We start from the raw sequence: 15,694 nt of genomic DNA on the forward strand, positions 1-15,694 counted from the left end.
CGATCTCGTGGGCGTCACAAAAAACGCGACCCTACAGGTTGTGCCAAACACTGGCAATTGCTGCCCCGTTGATCTGTCAGGCCGGCGATTGCATGTCGCCCGCTCAGACCAGCAGGGCTTTCAAACCCTCCAGCGGCAGCGGTCGGCTGTGCAGGTAACCCTGATACAAGTGGCAGCCCAGGCCTTGCAGGAACTCGAGCTGCTCCGCGGTTTCCACGCCTTCGGCGATCACCTTCAGGTCCAGGCTGCGGGCCATGGCGACGATGGCGCGCACGATCTCCGCGTCGTTGGGGTCGTGGGTCGCATCGCGGACGAAGGACTGATCGATCTTCAGCGCATCCACCGGCAAGCGCTTGAGGTAGGTCAGCGACGAATAACCGGTGCCGAAGTCGTCCATGGCGAAACTCACGCCGAGTTTTTTCAGGCGACGCATCTTGCCGATGGTGTCTTCCAGGTTCTGGATCACGATGCCTTCGGTGATCTCCAGCTTCAGCAGCGAAGGCGGCAGCTGGTAATGGCTCAGGCTGTGCTCTATACGCTCGACGAAGTCGTTCTGGCGGAACTGTCGCGGGCTGATGTTCACGCACAGGCTGAAGTCGAGCGGGTCCACCAGGCCTTCGGCGATCAGCTGGCTGAAGGCCTGGCAGGCTTCGTCGAGAATCCAGGTGCCGACCTCGAGGATCAGGCCGCTGTCTTCCAGGACCTTGATGAACTCGGTGGGCGATTGCGCCCCCAGTTCGGGGTGGTGCCAGCGCACCAGGGCCTCGGCGCCGACGATGCGGTTGTCGCGGGCATCGACCTGGGGCTGGAAATGCAGGCTGAACTCGCCCCGGGACAGGGCCAGGCGCAGGTCGGTTTCCATGCGCATGCGCTCGCTGGCGGCTTTCTGCATGGTGTTGTGGAACATCTGGGTGGTGTTGCGCCCGGAGTCCTTGGCCCGGTACAGCGCGATGTCGGCGCGCTTGAGCAGGTCGGTGGGGGTCGAGCCATGATCGGGAATCAGCGCCACGCCGATGCTGGGGGTCACCTGCAGGCGCTGGCCATCGAGGAACATCGGTTCGGAGAGCAGCTCGCGCAGGGTATCGGCCAGTTCACGCACCTGCTCGCTGACTTCGCTGCGGCTGCCTTCCAGGCCGCTGAGCAGGACCACGAACTCATCGCCGCCCAGGCGTGCCACGGTGTCTTCCATGCGCACGCTGGCTTCGAGCCGCGCGGTGACGATCTTCAGCACGGTGTCGCCCACCGGATGGCCGAGGGAATCGTTGATGTGCTTGAAATGGTCCAGGTCGAGAAACAGCAGGGCGCCGCGCAGGTTGTGGCGCTTGAGCAGGGCGATCTGCTGGCTCAGGCGGTCCATCAACAGCGCGCGGTTGGGCAGGTTGGTCAGCGGGTCGTGGTAGGCCAGGTGGCGAATCTGCGCCTGGGCATTTTTCAGCAGGCTGACGTCCCGCGCGGTGAACAGCAGGCAGGGGGTTTCATTGAGGGTAATGGGTTCGATCGAGACCTCGACTGTCAGGATATCGCCACGCTTGTTGCGGCCGAGCATTTCCAGGTGATTGACCCGACCTTTGAGCTGCAGCTCGGCGAGCAGGATCGAGCGCTGTTTTTCCTCGGCCCAGATGCCGACCTGATACACGGTGCGGCCGATCACTTCTTCGGCGCGGTAGCCGGTCAGCCGGCAGAAGCCGTCGTTGACCTCCAGGTAACGCCCGGTGTCGCGTTCGGTGATGGTGATGGCGTCGGGGCTGGAGTGGAACGCCTTGGCGAACTTCTCTTCGCTGGCCTTGAGCGCGGCCTCGGAGCGTTGTTGCTGGGTGATGTCGCGCAGCGTGGTGACAATGCACGGCTGTTTGTCGACGGTGATCTGCCGGCTGGAAATGATGCAGGCCAGGGGGTGCCCGTCCTTGTGCCGGACCACCACCGCGACGTTGTTCAGCGCCTGTTCGCGGATTACCTGTTCGACCCGTTGCAGGCGCTGGGCGGAGTCGTCCCAGAGACCGATTTCGTCGGCGCTGCGGTTGAGCACTTCGTCGGCGGTCCAGCCGAAGGTCTGGGTGAAGCTGGAGTTGATCTCGATGAGCTGCCCGGTTTCCTGGAGCGTGACGCAGATCGGGTCCGGGCTGACCTGGAACAGGCTGGCGAACTTTTCCTCGGACGTCACCAGGCGCTGCTCGCGCTCGACCTGTTCGGTAATGTCCAGCAAGGTCCCGGCCATGCGCAGCGGATGGCCCTGCTCATCGCGGTAGAGGCGGGCGCGGCTTTCCAGAAAGCGTGACGAGCCATCGGCCAGTTGCACGCGGTAGGTCAGTTGATAATTGCCGGCCGGGCCTTCGCGCAGGCTGCGGTAGGCATCGCGCATGCTGTTACGCTCTTCGTCGGGCACGCCCTCGAAAAATGCATCGAAGGACTCATGGAACGGCATCGGCTCCAGGCCGTGCAACTGCGCGGCGCGGGCCGAGCCGTAGAGCATGCCGCTGGGAATGTGCCAGTCCCAGGTGCCGAGCTGGGCCGAGTCCAGCGCCAGGTCGAGGCGCTCCTGGCTGTCCTTGAGGGCCTGTTCGGCGAGCTTGCGTTCGCTGGTGTCGAGAAAGGTGCTGAGCAGGTAGGCCTGGCCTTCCAGCTCGACTTTCTGGGCACTGAGAATACCGTCGTGAATCTGCCCGTTGCTGGCGCGCAGTTGCACCTCGAGGGTGGCGGCCTGGCCGCGCTTTTGTACTGCCTTGACCATTTGTGCGCGCTGTTCCGGGTCGACCCACAGGCCCAGTTCGAGGGTGGTGCGGCCGATGACATGCTGCACCGGCCAGCCGAAGAGGCTTTCGAAGTACTGGTTGGCTTCGCTGATCAGGCCGTCTTCCAGGCGGGTCAGCAGCACCATGTTCGGGCACAGGTGAAACAGCGTGGCAAAGCGTTTTTCCGAGCTGCTGAGGGCTTGTTCCCGCTGGCGTTGGTGGGTGATTTCGCGAATCACCCCGATCATTCGGGGCTTGCCATGTTTGTCCGGCAGCACGCTGCCATTGATTTCCAGCCAGTGCAGGCTGCCGTCGGGCCAGCGGATGCGGTGATGCATCGCCTGTTCCAGCGGCGCGCCGGCCAGCACCGAATGGAAGGCGCGAATGGTTTTGGCGCGGTCTTCCTCGGGCAGCAGGTCGAGGTATTCCAGGTCTTTGGGCAGCGGCTGGCGCGGATCGAAGCCAAACAGCGCCTGGGTGCCTCGCGACCAGCTGATTTGCCCGCTTTCGATGTCCCAGTACCAGGCGCCCAGCCGTGCGCCATTGAGTGCGGCAAGCAACTGCGGGGCACTCTCCCAGCTTTGCTCCGACTGTTTCGGGTCGAGCGCGTGAACGCGCGGCATGGGCGGTAGACGGTCAGCGGGTTTTGGCATGAGCAGCGGGCCTTGGGCTGAAAAGAGCGTTAGGCGCAGGTTCAGGCAAGCAAAGAGGTGGCATAAGTCATGCCGGGACGCTTACGCCTTGGTCCCTGGCCAATCGACTTGTGCATCCAGTAAGGCCATGAAAGCCCGCGCAGCATTCGACAGCGTCCGTTCGGTATGCAGGATATAGCCTAGCTGGCGAGTGAGCTGTATGCCCGGTAAAGGAATGCGCGCCACCTGTTCGTCGAGCATGGTGCGCGGCAAGACGCTCCAGGCCAGGCCGATGGACACCATCATCTTGATGGTTTCTAGGTAGTTAGTGCTCATGGCGATGTTCGGGGTCAGGCCCTGGGCCTCGAACAGGCGCTGGACAATATGGTGAGTGAAGGTGTTGCCGCCGGGAAATACCGCCGGATGCAGGGCGATATCGGCCAGGCTGACCGTGCCGTTGCTCACCAGCGGATGCTCGGGGGCGGCGACGAAGTCCAGCGGGTCGTTCCACACCGGCGTGGCCTTGACCAGCGTATGGGGCTCGGGGGCCAGGGTGATCACCGCCAGCTCGGCGCGACCATGGAGGATCTCTTCATAGGCCACTTCCGAGTCGAGAAACTGGATGTCCAGGGCCACTTCCGGGTATCGGCGGGTAAAGGCGCGCAGCAGGGGCGGCAGGCGGTGCAGACCGATATGGTGGCTGGTCGCCAGGGTCAGGCGGCCGCTGACTTCGCCGGTCAGGTTGGTCAGCGCCCGGCGGGTGTCGTCCAGCACGTTGAGGATCTGATAAGCCCGCGGCAGCAGGGCGCGTCCGGCCTCGGTCAGGCCCACTTCGCGGCCCAGGCGATCGAACAGCCGGACATTGAGCTGTTGCTCAAGGCCGGCGATGCGCTTGCTGATGGCCGGCTGGGTCAGGTGCAGGCGCTCGCCGGCTCCGGAGAAGCTGCCGGTTTCGGCAATCGCGATAAAGGCATTGAGGTTGGCCAGGTCCATGGTCGTATTCCAGTCGGTTATCCAAAGTATAAAAAATATGAATTTGAGTTATTTAATGTAACGCCATAGCATCAGCCTCACAAGCCAAGGGGTTATTGACCGGTGTCAGAGACCCGCGGCATAGAAAATGATGAGGAACCGTCTGATGGCCGGCAAAACGCTCTACGACAAGCTCTGGGATTCGCATTTGGTCAAGCAGCGCGACGATGGCTCGGCGCTGATCTATATCGATCGTCACATCATCCACGAAGTGACCTCGCCGCAAGCCTTCGAAGGCCTGCGTCTGGCCGGGCGCAAGCCTTGGCGCATCGATGCCAACATCGCGACCCCGGACCACAACGTACCGACCACGCCGGAGCGCAAGGGCGGCATCAGCGCCATCGCCGACCAGGTCTCGCGTTTGCAGGTTCAGACCCTCGACGACAACTGTGACGAATACGGCATCGTCGAATTCAAGATGAACGACGTGCGTCAGGGCATCGTTCACGTCATCGGCCCGGAGCAGGGCGCCACCTTGCCCGGCATGACCGTGGTCTGCGGCGACTCCCACACCTCGACCCACGGTGCCTTTGGCGCCCTGGCGCACGGTATCGGCACCTCCGAGGTCGAGCATGTGCTCGCCACCCAGTGCCTGGTCGCCAAGAAAATGAAAAACATGCTGGTGCGGGTCGAGGGCAAGTTGCCATTTGGCGTGACCGCCAAGGACATCGTCCTGGCTGTGATCGGCAAGATCGGCACCGCTGGCGGTAACGGCCATGCCATCGAGTTCGCCGGCAGCGCGATTCGCGACCTGTCCGTCGAAGGCCGCATGACCATCTGCAACATGTCCATCGAAGCCGGCGCCCGTGTGGGCCTGGTGGCGGCGGACGAAAAGACCGTGGAATACGTCAAGGGTCGTCCATTCGCCCCCAAGGGCGCGGAATGGGACCTCGCCGTCGAAGCCTGGAAGGACCTGGTGTCCGACGCCGACGCCAAGTTCGACACTGTGGTCGAGCTGGATGCCGCGCAGATCAAGCCGCAAGTCAGCTGGGGCACTTCGCCCGAGATGGTGTTGGCGGTCGATCAGAACGTGCCGGACCCGGCCAAGGAAATGGACCTGGTCAAGCGCGACTCCATCGTCCGTGCCTTGAAATACATGGGTTTGACCGCCAACCAGGCGATCACCGACATCCAGCTGGACCGGGTATTCATCGGTTCCTGCACCAACTCGCGGATCGAAGACCTGCGCGCCGCGGCGGTCATCGCCAAGGGCCGCAAGGTGGCTTCGACCATCAAGCAGGCGATCGTGGTCCCGGGTTCGGGCCTGGTGAAGGCCCAGGCGGAGTCGGAAGGCCTGGATAAGATCTTCCTCGAAGCGGGCTTCGAATGGCGCGAGCCGGGCTGCTCGATGTGCCTGGCGATGAACCCGGACCGTTTGGAGTCCGGCGAGCATTGCGCTTCGACCTCGAACCGCAACTTCGAAGGTCGCCAGGGCGCCGGTGGCCGTACTCACCTGGTCAGCCCGGCCATGGCCGCGGCCGCCGCCGTCAGCGGCCGTTTCGTCGACGTCCGTGAATTGATCTAAGGAGCGCAGCATGAAAGCTTTCACCCAGCACACCGGTCTTGTCGCGCCTTTGGATCGTGCCAACGTCGACACCGATCAGATCATTCCCAAGCAGTTCCTCAAGTCGATCAAGCGCACCGGCTTCGGCCCGAACCTGTTCGACGAGTGGCGCTACCTGGATGTTGGCCAGCCGTACCAGGACAACTCCAAGCGTCCGTTGAACAAGGATTTCGTGCTCAACGCCGAGCGCTACCAGGGCGCCAGTGTATTGCTGGCCCGGGAAAACTTCGGCTGCGGCTCCAGCCGTGAGCACGCGCCTTGGGCGTTGGAAGAATATGGTTTTCGCAGCATCATTGCCCCGAGCTACGCTGACATCTTCTTCAACAACAGCTTCAAGAACGGCTTGCTGCCGATCATCCTCAGCGATGCTGAAGTCGATGAATTGTTCCAGCAGGTCGAGGCCAATCCGGGCTACCAGTTGCAGATCGACCTGCAGGCCCAGACCGTGACCCGTCCCGATGGCAAGGTGTTGAAATTCGAGATCGATGCGTTCCGCAAGCATTGCCTGCTCAACGGCCTGGACGATATCGGCCTGACCTTGCAGGACGGCGACGCGATTGCCGCCTTCGAGGCCAAGCATCGGGCCAGCCAGCCGTGGTTGTTTCGCGACGCCTGATCGGCGTTAAAGTGATGCATTGATGGCGAGCCAGCTCGCTCCGGCAGGAGAGGACACACAACCTGTAGGAGCGAGCTTTTTGCTCGCTGCAACCGCCCAAAAAAGCCATGACGGCTTGATATTCGGGCCAGTGCTTCGTTCTCTACGAGTGAGCGGACGCCGCAGGCCAGGTAACAGCATTTTTCCGGGCGTGCCAACCAGCACACCGACAGAGCAAATGAGGAAAGCATGAGCAAGCAGATTCTGATTCTCCCAGGCGACGGTATCGGCCCGGAAATCATGGCCGAGGCGGTCAAGGTGCTGGAGCTGGCCAACGCCAAGTACAACCTGGGCTTCGAGCTGAGCCATGACGTGATCGGTGGCGCGGCCATCGACAAGCACGGCGTGCCGCTGGCCGACGAGACCCTGGATCGTGCGCGGGCTGCCGACGCGGTCCTGCTGGGCGCCGTGGGCGGCCCGAAATGGGACAAGATCGAGCGTGATATCCGCCCTGAGCGCGGCCTGCTGAAAATTCGCGCGCAGTTGGGCCTGTTCGGCAACCTGCGTCCGGCGATCCTTTATCCGCAACTGGCCGATGCTTCCAGCCTCAAGCCGGAAATCGTGTCCGGCCTGGACATCCTCATCGTTCGCGAGCTGACCGGCGGCATCTACTTCGGCGCGCCACGTGGCACCCGCGAGCTGGAAAACGGCGAGCGTCAGTCCTACGACACCCTGCCGTACAGCGAGAGTGAAATCCGCCGCATCGCCCGGGTCGGCTTCGACATGGCCCGCGTGCGCGGTAAGAAGCTCTGCTCGGTGGACAAGGCCAACGTCCTGGCGTCCAGCCAGCTGTGGCGCGAAGTGGTCGAGCAGGTGGCCAAGGATTACCCGGATGTCGAACTGAGCCACATGTACGTCGACAACGCCGCCATGCAGTTGGTGCGTGCGCCGAAGCAGTTCGACGTGATGGTCACCGACAACATGTTCGGCGACATCCTTTCCGACGAAGCGTCGATGCTCACCGGTTCTATCGGCATGCTGCCGTCGGCGTCGCTGGATGCCAACAACAAGGGCATGTACGAGCCATGCCACGGTTCGGCGCCGGACATCGCCGGGCAGGGCATCGCCAACCCGCTGGCGACCATTCTGTCGGTGTCGATGATGCTGCGTTACAGCTTCAACCTGAACGACGCGGCGGATGCCATCGAGCAGGCCGTGAGCCTGGTACTGGACCAGGGGTTGCGCACCGGCGACATCTGGTCGGCCGGTTGCACCAAGGTGGGTACGCAGGAAATGGGCGATGCAGTAGTCGCCGCGCTGCGGAATCTGTAATCTTTCGGGCCCACCGCTCAGACGGTGGCCCACTTTTGTATAGGTGTAGTTGCGATGAAACGTGTAGGTCTGATCGGTTGGCGCGGTATGGTCGGTTCCGTGCTCATGCAGCGGATGCTGGAAGAGCAAGACTTCGATCTTATCGAGCCGGTGTTTTTCACCACTTCCAATGTCGGTGGCCAAGGCCCGTCCGTGGGCAAGGACATTGCTCCGCTCAAGGACGCTTACAGCATTGAAGAGCTGAAGACCCTCGACGTGATTCTGACCTGCCAGGGTGGCGACTACACCAGCGAAGTCTTCCCCAAGCTGCGCGAAGCCGGCTGGCAGGGCTACTGGATCGATGCCGCTTCCAGCCTGCGCATGCAGGATGACGCGGTGATCATCCTCGACCCGGTGAACCGCAAGGTCATCGACCAGCAGCTGGACTCCGGCACCAAGAACTACATCGGCGGCAATTGCACCGTCAGCTTGATGCTGATGGGCCTGGGCGGCCTGTTCGAAGCCGGTCTGGTGGAGTGGATGAGCGCCATGACCTATCAGGCGGCCTCCGGTGCCGGCGCGCAGAACATGCGCGAACTGATCAAGCAGATGGGCGCGACCCACGCCGCCGTGGCGGATGACCTGGCCAATCCGGCCAGCGCCATTCTCGACATCGACCGCAAGGTCGCCGAAGCCATGCGCAGCGATGCCTACCCGACCGAGAACTTCGGTGTGCCGCTGGCCGGCAGCCTGATCCCGTGGATCGACAAGGAACTGCCGAACGGCCAGAGCCGCGAAGAGTGGAAGGCCCAGGCCGAGACCAACAAGATTCTCGGCCGCTTCAAGAGCCCGATCCCGGTCGACGGCATCTGCGTGCGGATCGGCGCCATGCGCTGCCACAGCCAGGCGCTGACCATCAAGCTGAACAAGGACGTGCCGATCGCCGATATCGAAGGGTTGATCAGCCAGCACAACCCTTGGGTCAAGCTGGTACCGAACCAGCGCGACATCAGCATGCAGGAGCTGAGCCCGACCAAGGTCACCGGCACCCTGAACATCCCGGTAGGCCGTCTGCGCAAGCTGAACATGGGCTCGCAGTTCCTCGGCGCGTTCACCGTCGGCGACCAACTGCTGTGGGGCGCCGCCGAACCGCTGCGCCGCATGCTACGGATCCTGCTTGAGCGTTGATGCTCTGATCCGTTGAAAGAGCCCGCGCCTTGCAAGAGGCGCGGGCTTTTTTCATATCGGAGCAGCTCTGATTGCTGGCTATGAGCATGTTTGCGAAAAGTCTGATGTGCCAGATCTGATAAATTGCCTCGCCCCCAAGCGCCGGGTAAAGTGCCGCTCCCCCCGTTTCGCCAGAGGTAGCACCATGAACCAGTCCTTCGATATCGCCGTGATCGGTGCCACCGGTACTGTCGGCGAAACCCTCGTCCAGATTCTCGAAGAGCGCGATTTTCCGATCGCCAACCTGCACCTGTTGGCCAGCAGCGAGTCGGCGGGGCACTCGGTGCCGTTTCGTGGAAAAAATGTGCGCGTGCGTGAGGTCGACGAGTTCGATTTCAGCAAGGTGCAGCTGGCGTTTTTCGCTGCCGGCCCTGCGGTGACCCTGAGCTTCGCCCCTCGGGCCACGGCGGCCAATTGCGCGGTGATCGACCTGTCGGGCGCATTGCCTTCGGCCCAGGCACCGAATCTGGTGCCGGAAGCCAACGAGCGGGTGCTGAGCAGCCTGGAAAAGCCCGTTCAACTGAGCAGCCCCAGCGCCGCAGCCACGTCGCTGGCGGTGGTCCTGGCGCCGTTGCAGGCCCTGTTCGAGATCCAGCGGGTCAACCTGACCGCCAGCCTCGCGGTGTCCACCCAGGGCCGTGAAGCGGTAACCGAGCTGGCGCGGCAGACCGCCGAACTGCTCAATGCGCGTCCGTTGGAGCCGCGATTCTTCGACCGGCAGATGGCATTCAACCTGTTGGCGCAGGTCGGCACGCCCGACGAGCAAGGTCACACCTTGTTGGAAAAACGCCTGGTCCGGGAGTTGCGCGAGGTGCTGGCGCAGCCTTTATTAAAGATTTCTGTCACTTGTGTTCAAGCCCCGGTGTTTTTTGGCGATAGCTATAGCGTGACCCTGCAGTCAGCCACGGCGATCGACCTGGACGCGGTCAATGCCGCGCTCGAAGCGGCGCCCGGCATCGAGTTGGTGGAGGCGGGCGACTACCCGACCGCGGTGGGCGATGCGGTGGGGCAGGATGTGGTCTACGTTGGTCGGGTGCGCGCGGGGATCGACGACCCGGCGGAACTTAATCTCTGGCTGACGTCAGATAACGTACGCAAAGGGGCTGCGCTCAACGCCGTGCAACTGGCTGAGTTGTTGATAAAAGACCTTCTGTAAAAGATACTTGGCAACAATTTGCAGAATGATTCTAGCTGGGCGCTATGCTTGGCTGGTTGCTGGAGGTGAGCTGCTGTCGCGGGCTTCCAAGGCATGCAGACATATATCGCGCGAAGCGGCCCTTCAGGCCGCACGCAATGCCTTACGGCAGCGCTACAACACCTTCTCGCTGGCCGAGGAATGTTCAAACAAAGGATGAGGCTATGGTTCAAGTTCGCAAACTGGTGTTAGCAATAGCGGCCGCGTCGGCGCTGTCCTCCGGTATGGCGCAGGCGCTTGGGCTCGGGGAGCTGACCCTGAAGTCGACTCTGAACCAGCCACTGGTTGCAGAAATCGAGTTGCTGGACGTCAAGGATCTCACCGCCGCCGAGGTGGTGCCGAGCCTGGCCTCGCCTGAAGATTTCGCCAAGGCGGGCGTCGATCGCCAGGCCTTTCTCAACGACCTGAGCTTTACGCCGGTGCTCAATGCCAGCGGCAAGAGCGTGCTGCGGGTCACGTCGAGCCAGCCGCTCTCCGAGCCGATGGTCAAGTTCCTGGTGCAGGTGATGTGGCCCAATGGCCGTCTGCTGCGCGACTACAGCGTCCTGCTCGACCCTTCCAAGTTTTCCCCGCAAACCGCTGAAGCGGCCGCGCAATCCGCGGCACAGGCTCCAGCGGTTGCCGCGCCGGTCACAGGTGTCGGCAAGCCTGCTCAATACACCACCTCGGCCCGCGATACCCTCTGGGAAATTGCGGCCAAGGCCCGCAATGGCGGTTCGGTCCAGCAAACCATGCTGGCCATCCAGGCGCTGAATCCGGATGCCTTTATCGACGGCAACATCAACCGGCTGAAGACCGGGCAGGTATTGCGCCTGCCCGATGCCGTGCAGAGCACCAGCCTGCCGCAGCCGCAAGCGATCGCCGAGGTCGCCGCGCAGAATACGGCGTGGCGTCAGGGGCGCCGCCTGGCGCCGCGTGGCGCTCAGCAGCAACTGGATGGCACCCGGCGCGCGGGCGCGGACAAGGCGCCTGCACAAGGCGCGGCCAAGGATAATCTGAGCCTGGTGTCTGCCGAGTCCGGCAAGGCGCGGGGCAAGGGTGCGGCTGGCGACAGCCAGGCACTGAGCAACAAGCTGGCGGTGACTCAGGAAAGCCTCGATACGGCCCGGCGTGACAACGCCGAGCTGAAAAGCCGTCTGACGGACCTGCAAAGCCAGCTGGACAAGCTGCAACGCCTGATCGAATTGAAGAACGACCAGTTGGCCAAATTGCAGGCGCAAGGGGCGGGTGCCGTGGCGCCAGCACAACCGACCGCGGCCATGCCGGCACAACTGGCTGAGCAGCCTGCGACCCCGGCGGCGCCAGTGACCGATCCTGCGGCAACGTCGGGCGAGGCCCCGGCTGAAGCGGCACCGGCCCAGGCGCAAGCACCGGCGTCCGATGAGGACAAATTCAACGACCTGCTGACCAATCCGATCCTCCTGGGGCTGGCGGGCGGCGGGGCAGTGCTGGTGCTGTTGTTGCTGCTGTTGCTGGCTCGCCGTCGCAAGGCTCAGCAGGAGGCGGAAAAGCATCTGCGCATGGCTCGCGCCCTGTCCGAAGAGTCTGATCTGTCCAAGGATCTGGATCTGCCGGAAAGCAGCTTCGAAGGCCTTGAAGTTCCACCGCCGAGCGTCAAGCTCGCTCCAGCTCCAGCTCCAGCTCCAGCTCCAGCTCCAGCCCCGGTCGTGGCGCCTGTGGTGGACGCGGCGCCGGTGGCTGCCGCAGTCGAGCACCCGGTCGATGTGCTGGATCAGGCCCAGTCCCATATCGATGGCGGTCGCCTGAACCAGGCGGCGGCGATCCTGGAGGAGGCCGTCAAGCTGGAGCCGCAGCGTAGCGAGGTGCGCTTGAAGCTGATGGAAGTCTACGGTCATCAGGGCGATCGCAGCGCCTTTGTGGCCCAGGAGCGTCAGTTGGTGGCCAATGGCAAGAATCACGCTGAAGTCGAACAGCTGAAAAGTCGCTTCCCGGCAATGGCTGCTGTGGCGGCCGCGGGTCTCGGCGCTGCGGCCGTGGCGGCGGCGCTGGATGCTCAATACGTCAAGGAACTGTTGCTCGACGAGCCGCAGGAGCCAGCGCCGGCACCGGTTGTCGACGACCTGGATACCGACTTCGATCTGAGCCTGGACGATCTGGAGGCCGCCTCTGCGGCGTCGCCGGTTGCTCCGGCTGTTCCTGCTCAAGTTGAGCCCGAGCTGGACGACTTCCCGCTGGATGACGACCTGAGCTTCGAGTCGGTGCTGCAGCAGCAAACCGAAGCCAAGGAAAGCCTGGACGATCTGTCGGATTTCGACCTGGATCTGGGTGAGGATCTTCCTGCCGCGGCGCAAGCCGATGAGGATTTCCTGCTCAGCCTGGATGACGACCTGAAGGATCTGCCGGCTGCCGAAGTGCCTACGGTGACCGAAGCCGCGCTCGACGATCTTGAGCTGCCTGCGGACTTCGACTTGTCCCTGGCGGACGAGATGGATGCACAACCCGCTGCCAAGGATGCTTTCGCTTCCGAGCTGGACGGTGTCAACGCCGAGCTGGATCGCTTGTCGCAAAGCCTCGAGCAGCCGGACCTGGCCGAGCCAACCTTTACCGCGGAAGACGCCGCGGGCAGTGCCGACGAAGGGGATTTCGATTTCCTTTCCGGCGCCGATGAAGTGGCGACCAAGCTCGATCTGGCCCAGGCCTACATCGACATGGGCGATAACGATGGCGCGCGGGATATTCTCGGCGAAGTCATCAGCGAAGGTAACGACGGTCAGAAAAGCGAAGCCAAGGAAATGCTCGCGCGTCTGGCCTGAGTCGGCGCTAGCAGCAAAAAAACGGCAGCCATCGAGGCTGCCGTTTTTGTTTTTGGGCCCGTGGCAGCGCTTGCGCGGTTAGGCCAGCAGGTCTTCGTAGAAGGCGCCGAACGGCCGGGTAGGGTGGGCGATCTGGATTTCCAGAATCCACAGGCCAACGTTGGGGCATGCCTCGAAGTTGCCCAGGTCACCCGCTCGATAAATGGCATGGGGGAAGTCGCTGACCCGTGATCTCCAGGTTCAGCACCCAGCCCATGGCGCTCGCCTGTTCTTCGGCATAGCGATACAGGGCGGGGCCGGCGACCTTGTGCTCGCTCCAGTGATCACGAACCCGTTCGAACAGGGTTTGGGCCGCCGTGGCACAGGCTTGCATCTCGGGATCGTTGCCGGTGACGAAGGTGGCGCCGCAATCGCCTTCGTGGCGGTCCCAGACCACCCCCAGGTCGATAAAGAAGATGTCGTTGTCGCCCAATATCGGATCGCCTTCGGAGCGTTGCTTGAAGGTCTTCAGGGTGTTTTCGCCAAAGCGCACCAGCGCCGGGTGCCAGATCCGGTCCATGCCCAATTCCGCAAGCACCTCTAGCCCCAAGGCGCGAGCCTGGGATTCGAGCATGCCTGGCTGGATGCGCGCGGCTATCTGCGCGATGGCTTCCCAGGTCTTGCGCTTGGCGTGGAGCATGCCTTGTAGGCTGTAGGCGAGGCCCACGGCCTCCTTGTTGATGGCGGTCATTGGTCTCAGGTCCCGGTCGAGTGGATTTATGGTTTTCGTTATATATCGATCTATATAGCGTTTGTCCTGGTTTTCACGCAATCCTGTTTGCGCTCGCTGGCGCTTAATGGGCAAACATCAACTAAAAGCGGGCCGCGCATGGCGTCTGCTTGCGCGCGCCTTATAATGGCCGCCTTTGCGCATATCAGCAGGCTGTAAGTTCTTGGCAAATATAGATAACGCGGCCGCCGAAATGGCGGCCGCAGGCTTTTTCAGAATCGCGTTGGGTGTCGAATACAAGGGTTCGCGTTATCGCGGCTGGCAGCGTCAGGCTTCCGGTGTCCCGAGTGTCCAGGAAACCCTCGAGAAGGCGTTGTCCCGGGTGGCGGACTCGCCGGTGCTGCTGTCTTGCGCCGGGCGTACCGACGCCGGCGTGCACGCCTGCGGGCAGGTGGTGCACTTCGATACCCAGGCCGAGCGGTCGATGAAGGCGTGGGTGATGGGGGCCAATATCAACCTGCCCCACGACATCAGCGTGAGCTGGGCCAAGGTCATGCCGGCGCATTTTCATGCGCGGTTCAAGGCGATTGCCCGCCGCTATCGCTACGTGATCTACAACGACCAGATCCGTCCGGCGCACTTGAACGAGGAGATCACCTGGAATCATCGCCCGCTGGATGTCGAGCGGATGGCCGAGGCTGCCCAGCATCTGGTGGGCACCCATGATTTCAGTGCATTCCGTGCAGGGCAGTGCCAGGCCAAGTCGCCGATCAAGGAAATCCACCATCTGCGGGTCACCCGGCACGGCAAGATGATTGTCCTGGATATCCGTGCCAGCGCGTTTCTGCATCACATGGTGCGCAATATCGCCGGAGTGCTGATGACCATCGGCGCGGGCGAGCGTCCGGTCGAGTGGGCCAGGGAAGTGCTGGAGAGCCGGATTCGCCGCACGGGCGGGGTGACGGCGCATCCTTTCGGACTGTATCTGGTGCAGGTCGAGTATCACGATGAGTTCGAGCTGCCCGAGCGATACATCGGGCCACATTTCCTCACCGGCTTCTCGGAACTTGACGGCTGACGCCCGGAAAAGCATTTGCTACCATCCGGGACTTTCCCCGGATTTGCCCTGAGGTTTAAACGACATGTCAGCCGTTCGCAGCAAAATTTGTGGGATTACCCGCATTGAGGATGCGTTGGCGGCGGTCGAGGCCGGGGCCGATGCCATCGGGCTGGTGTTCTACGCCAAGAGCCCGCGGGCGGTGAACGTCCAGCAGGCGCGGGCGATCATTGCCGCGCTGCCGCCGTTCGTGACCACCGTGGGCCTGTTCGTCAATGCCAGCCGCTGCGAGCTGGGCGAGATCCTCGACGCGGTGCCGCTGGACCTGTTGCAGTTTCACGGCGATGAAACACCGGCGGACTGCGAGGGCTATCACCGGCCCTACATCAAGGCGCTGCGGGTCAAGGCCGGCGACGATATTGCCAGCCGTTGCGCGGCTTATGCGCGGGCCAGCGGCATCCTGCTCGATACCTATGTCGAGGGCGTACCGGGTGGAACCGGCGAAGCCTTCGATTGGTCACTGGTACCGCAAGGCTTGAGCAAGCCGATTATCCTGGCCGGTGGCTTGACTGCCGAGAATGTCGGCCAGGCAATAGCGCAGGTTCGCCCGTACGCCGTGGATGTAAGCGGCGGGGTGGAGCAGAGCAAGGGCATCAAGGATCACGCAAAGATTCGCGCATTTATGCAGGCCGTTCGCGGCAGCTGTTAGTCGATGTGACGGCTGGCAGTCTGCCGCCGTCCATAACACCACTGTACAAAACAGGCCGGCACCGTCGCTGGGCGGGCCGAAATCGAAGTGGCAGCCGCTCTATCCGGGGGTTGTCGGGATGGCTGAGGAGCCGTTCGGTACAGGCAGGTCAAGCTCGCGC

The 15,694-nt window shown here is 62.9% G+C and carries 10 protein-coding genes and 1 pseudogene; 8 read left to right on the forward strand and 3 right to left on the reverse strand.

What is annotated here, in order from left to right; translation table 11 throughout:
• Positions 1-103: 103 nt before the first annotated feature.
• Positions 104-3,382, reverse strand: coding sequence for an EAL domain-containing protein (locus J4E58_RS01750; RefSeq protein WP_087088536.1), 3,279 nt, complete (start codon positions 3,380-3,382; stop codon positions 104-106).
• Between the two features lie 81 nt (positions 3,383-3,463).
• Positions 3,464-4,354 (reverse strand): LysR family transcriptional regulator, encoded by an 891-nt coding sequence (locus tag J4E58_RS01755; protein WP_087088534.1) that lies wholly within the window; start codon positions 4,352-4,354, stop codon positions 3,464-3,466.
• Between the two features lie 145 nt (positions 4,355-4,499).
• On the opposite strand from J4E58_RS01755, the gene leuC reads away from it, so the two are divergent.
• From leuC to J4E58_RS01785, 6 genes are all read left to right on the forward strand, one after another.
• The gene (leuC, locus tag J4E58_RS01760) at positions 4,500-5,918 is read left to right on the forward strand and encodes a 3-isopropylmalate dehydratase large subunit (RefSeq protein ID WP_025804176.1); all 1,419 of its coding nucleotides are present in this window, start codon (positions 4,500-4,502) and stop codon (positions 5,916-5,918) included.
• A 10-nt stretch (positions 5,919-5,928) separates the two neighbouring features.
• Positions 5,929-6,573, forward strand: a complete 645-nt coding sequence (leuD, locus tag J4E58_RS01765) for a 3-isopropylmalate dehydratase small subunit (RefSeq protein ID WP_007921993.1) — start codon at positions 5,929-5,931, stop codon at positions 6,571-6,573.
• Positions 6,574-6,801: 228 nt separating this feature from the next.
• Entirely contained in the window at positions 6,802-7,884 is a 1,083-nt protein-coding gene (gene leuB / locus J4E58_RS01770) for a 3-isopropylmalate dehydrogenase (RefSeq protein ID WP_087088532.1), read from the forward strand.
• A gap of 54 nt (positions 7,885-7,938) precedes the next feature.
• The gene (gene asd / locus J4E58_RS01775; protein WP_007921989.1) at positions 7,939-9,051 is read left to right on the forward strand and encodes an aspartate-semialdehyde dehydrogenase; all 1,113 of its coding nucleotides are present in this window, start codon (positions 7,939-7,941) and stop codon (positions 9,049-9,051) included.
• Between the two features lie 184 nt (positions 9,052-9,235).
• Positions 9,236-10,246: an aspartate-semialdehyde dehydrogenase gene (locus J4E58_RS01780; protein ID WP_087088530.1), complete on the forward strand. Its 1,011-nt coding sequence runs from the start codon at positions 9,236-9,238 to the stop codon at positions 10,244-10,246.
• Between the two features lie 203 nt (positions 10,247-10,449).
• A complete protein-coding gene (locus J4E58_RS01785; RefSeq protein ID WP_087088528.1) occupies positions 10,450-13,059 on the forward strand; it encodes a FimV/HubP family polar landmark protein in 2,610 nt (869 codons plus the stop codon).
• A 78-nt stretch (positions 13,060-13,137) separates the two neighbouring features.
• Here J4E58_RS01785 and J4E58_RS01790 read toward each other — a convergent pair.
• Positions 13,138-13,789, reverse strand: a pseudogene (locus J4E58_RS01790) (M24 family metallopeptidase).
• 232 nt (positions 13,790-14,021) lie between these two features.
• On the opposite strand from J4E58_RS01790, the gene truA reads away from it, so the two are divergent.
• Positions 14,022-14,846, forward strand: a complete 825-nt coding sequence (truA, locus tag J4E58_RS01795; protein WP_016704910.1) for a tRNA pseudouridine(38-40) synthase TruA — start codon at positions 14,022-14,024, stop codon at positions 14,844-14,846.
• 64 nt (positions 14,847-14,910) lie between these two features.
• Positions 14,911-15,534, forward strand: a complete 624-nt coding sequence (locus J4E58_RS01800) for a phosphoribosylanthranilate isomerase (protein ID WP_087088526.1) — start codon at positions 14,911-14,913, stop codon at positions 15,532-15,534.
• The last annotated feature ends 160 nt before the right edge of the window (positions 15,535-15,694 follow it).

It is taken from the genome of Pseudomonas sp. FW305-25 (genome assembly GCF_017351415.1).
Classification (GTDB): domain Bacteria; phylum Pseudomonadota; class Gammaproteobacteria; order Pseudomonadales; family Pseudomonadaceae; genus Aquipseudomonas; species Aquipseudomonas chlororaphis.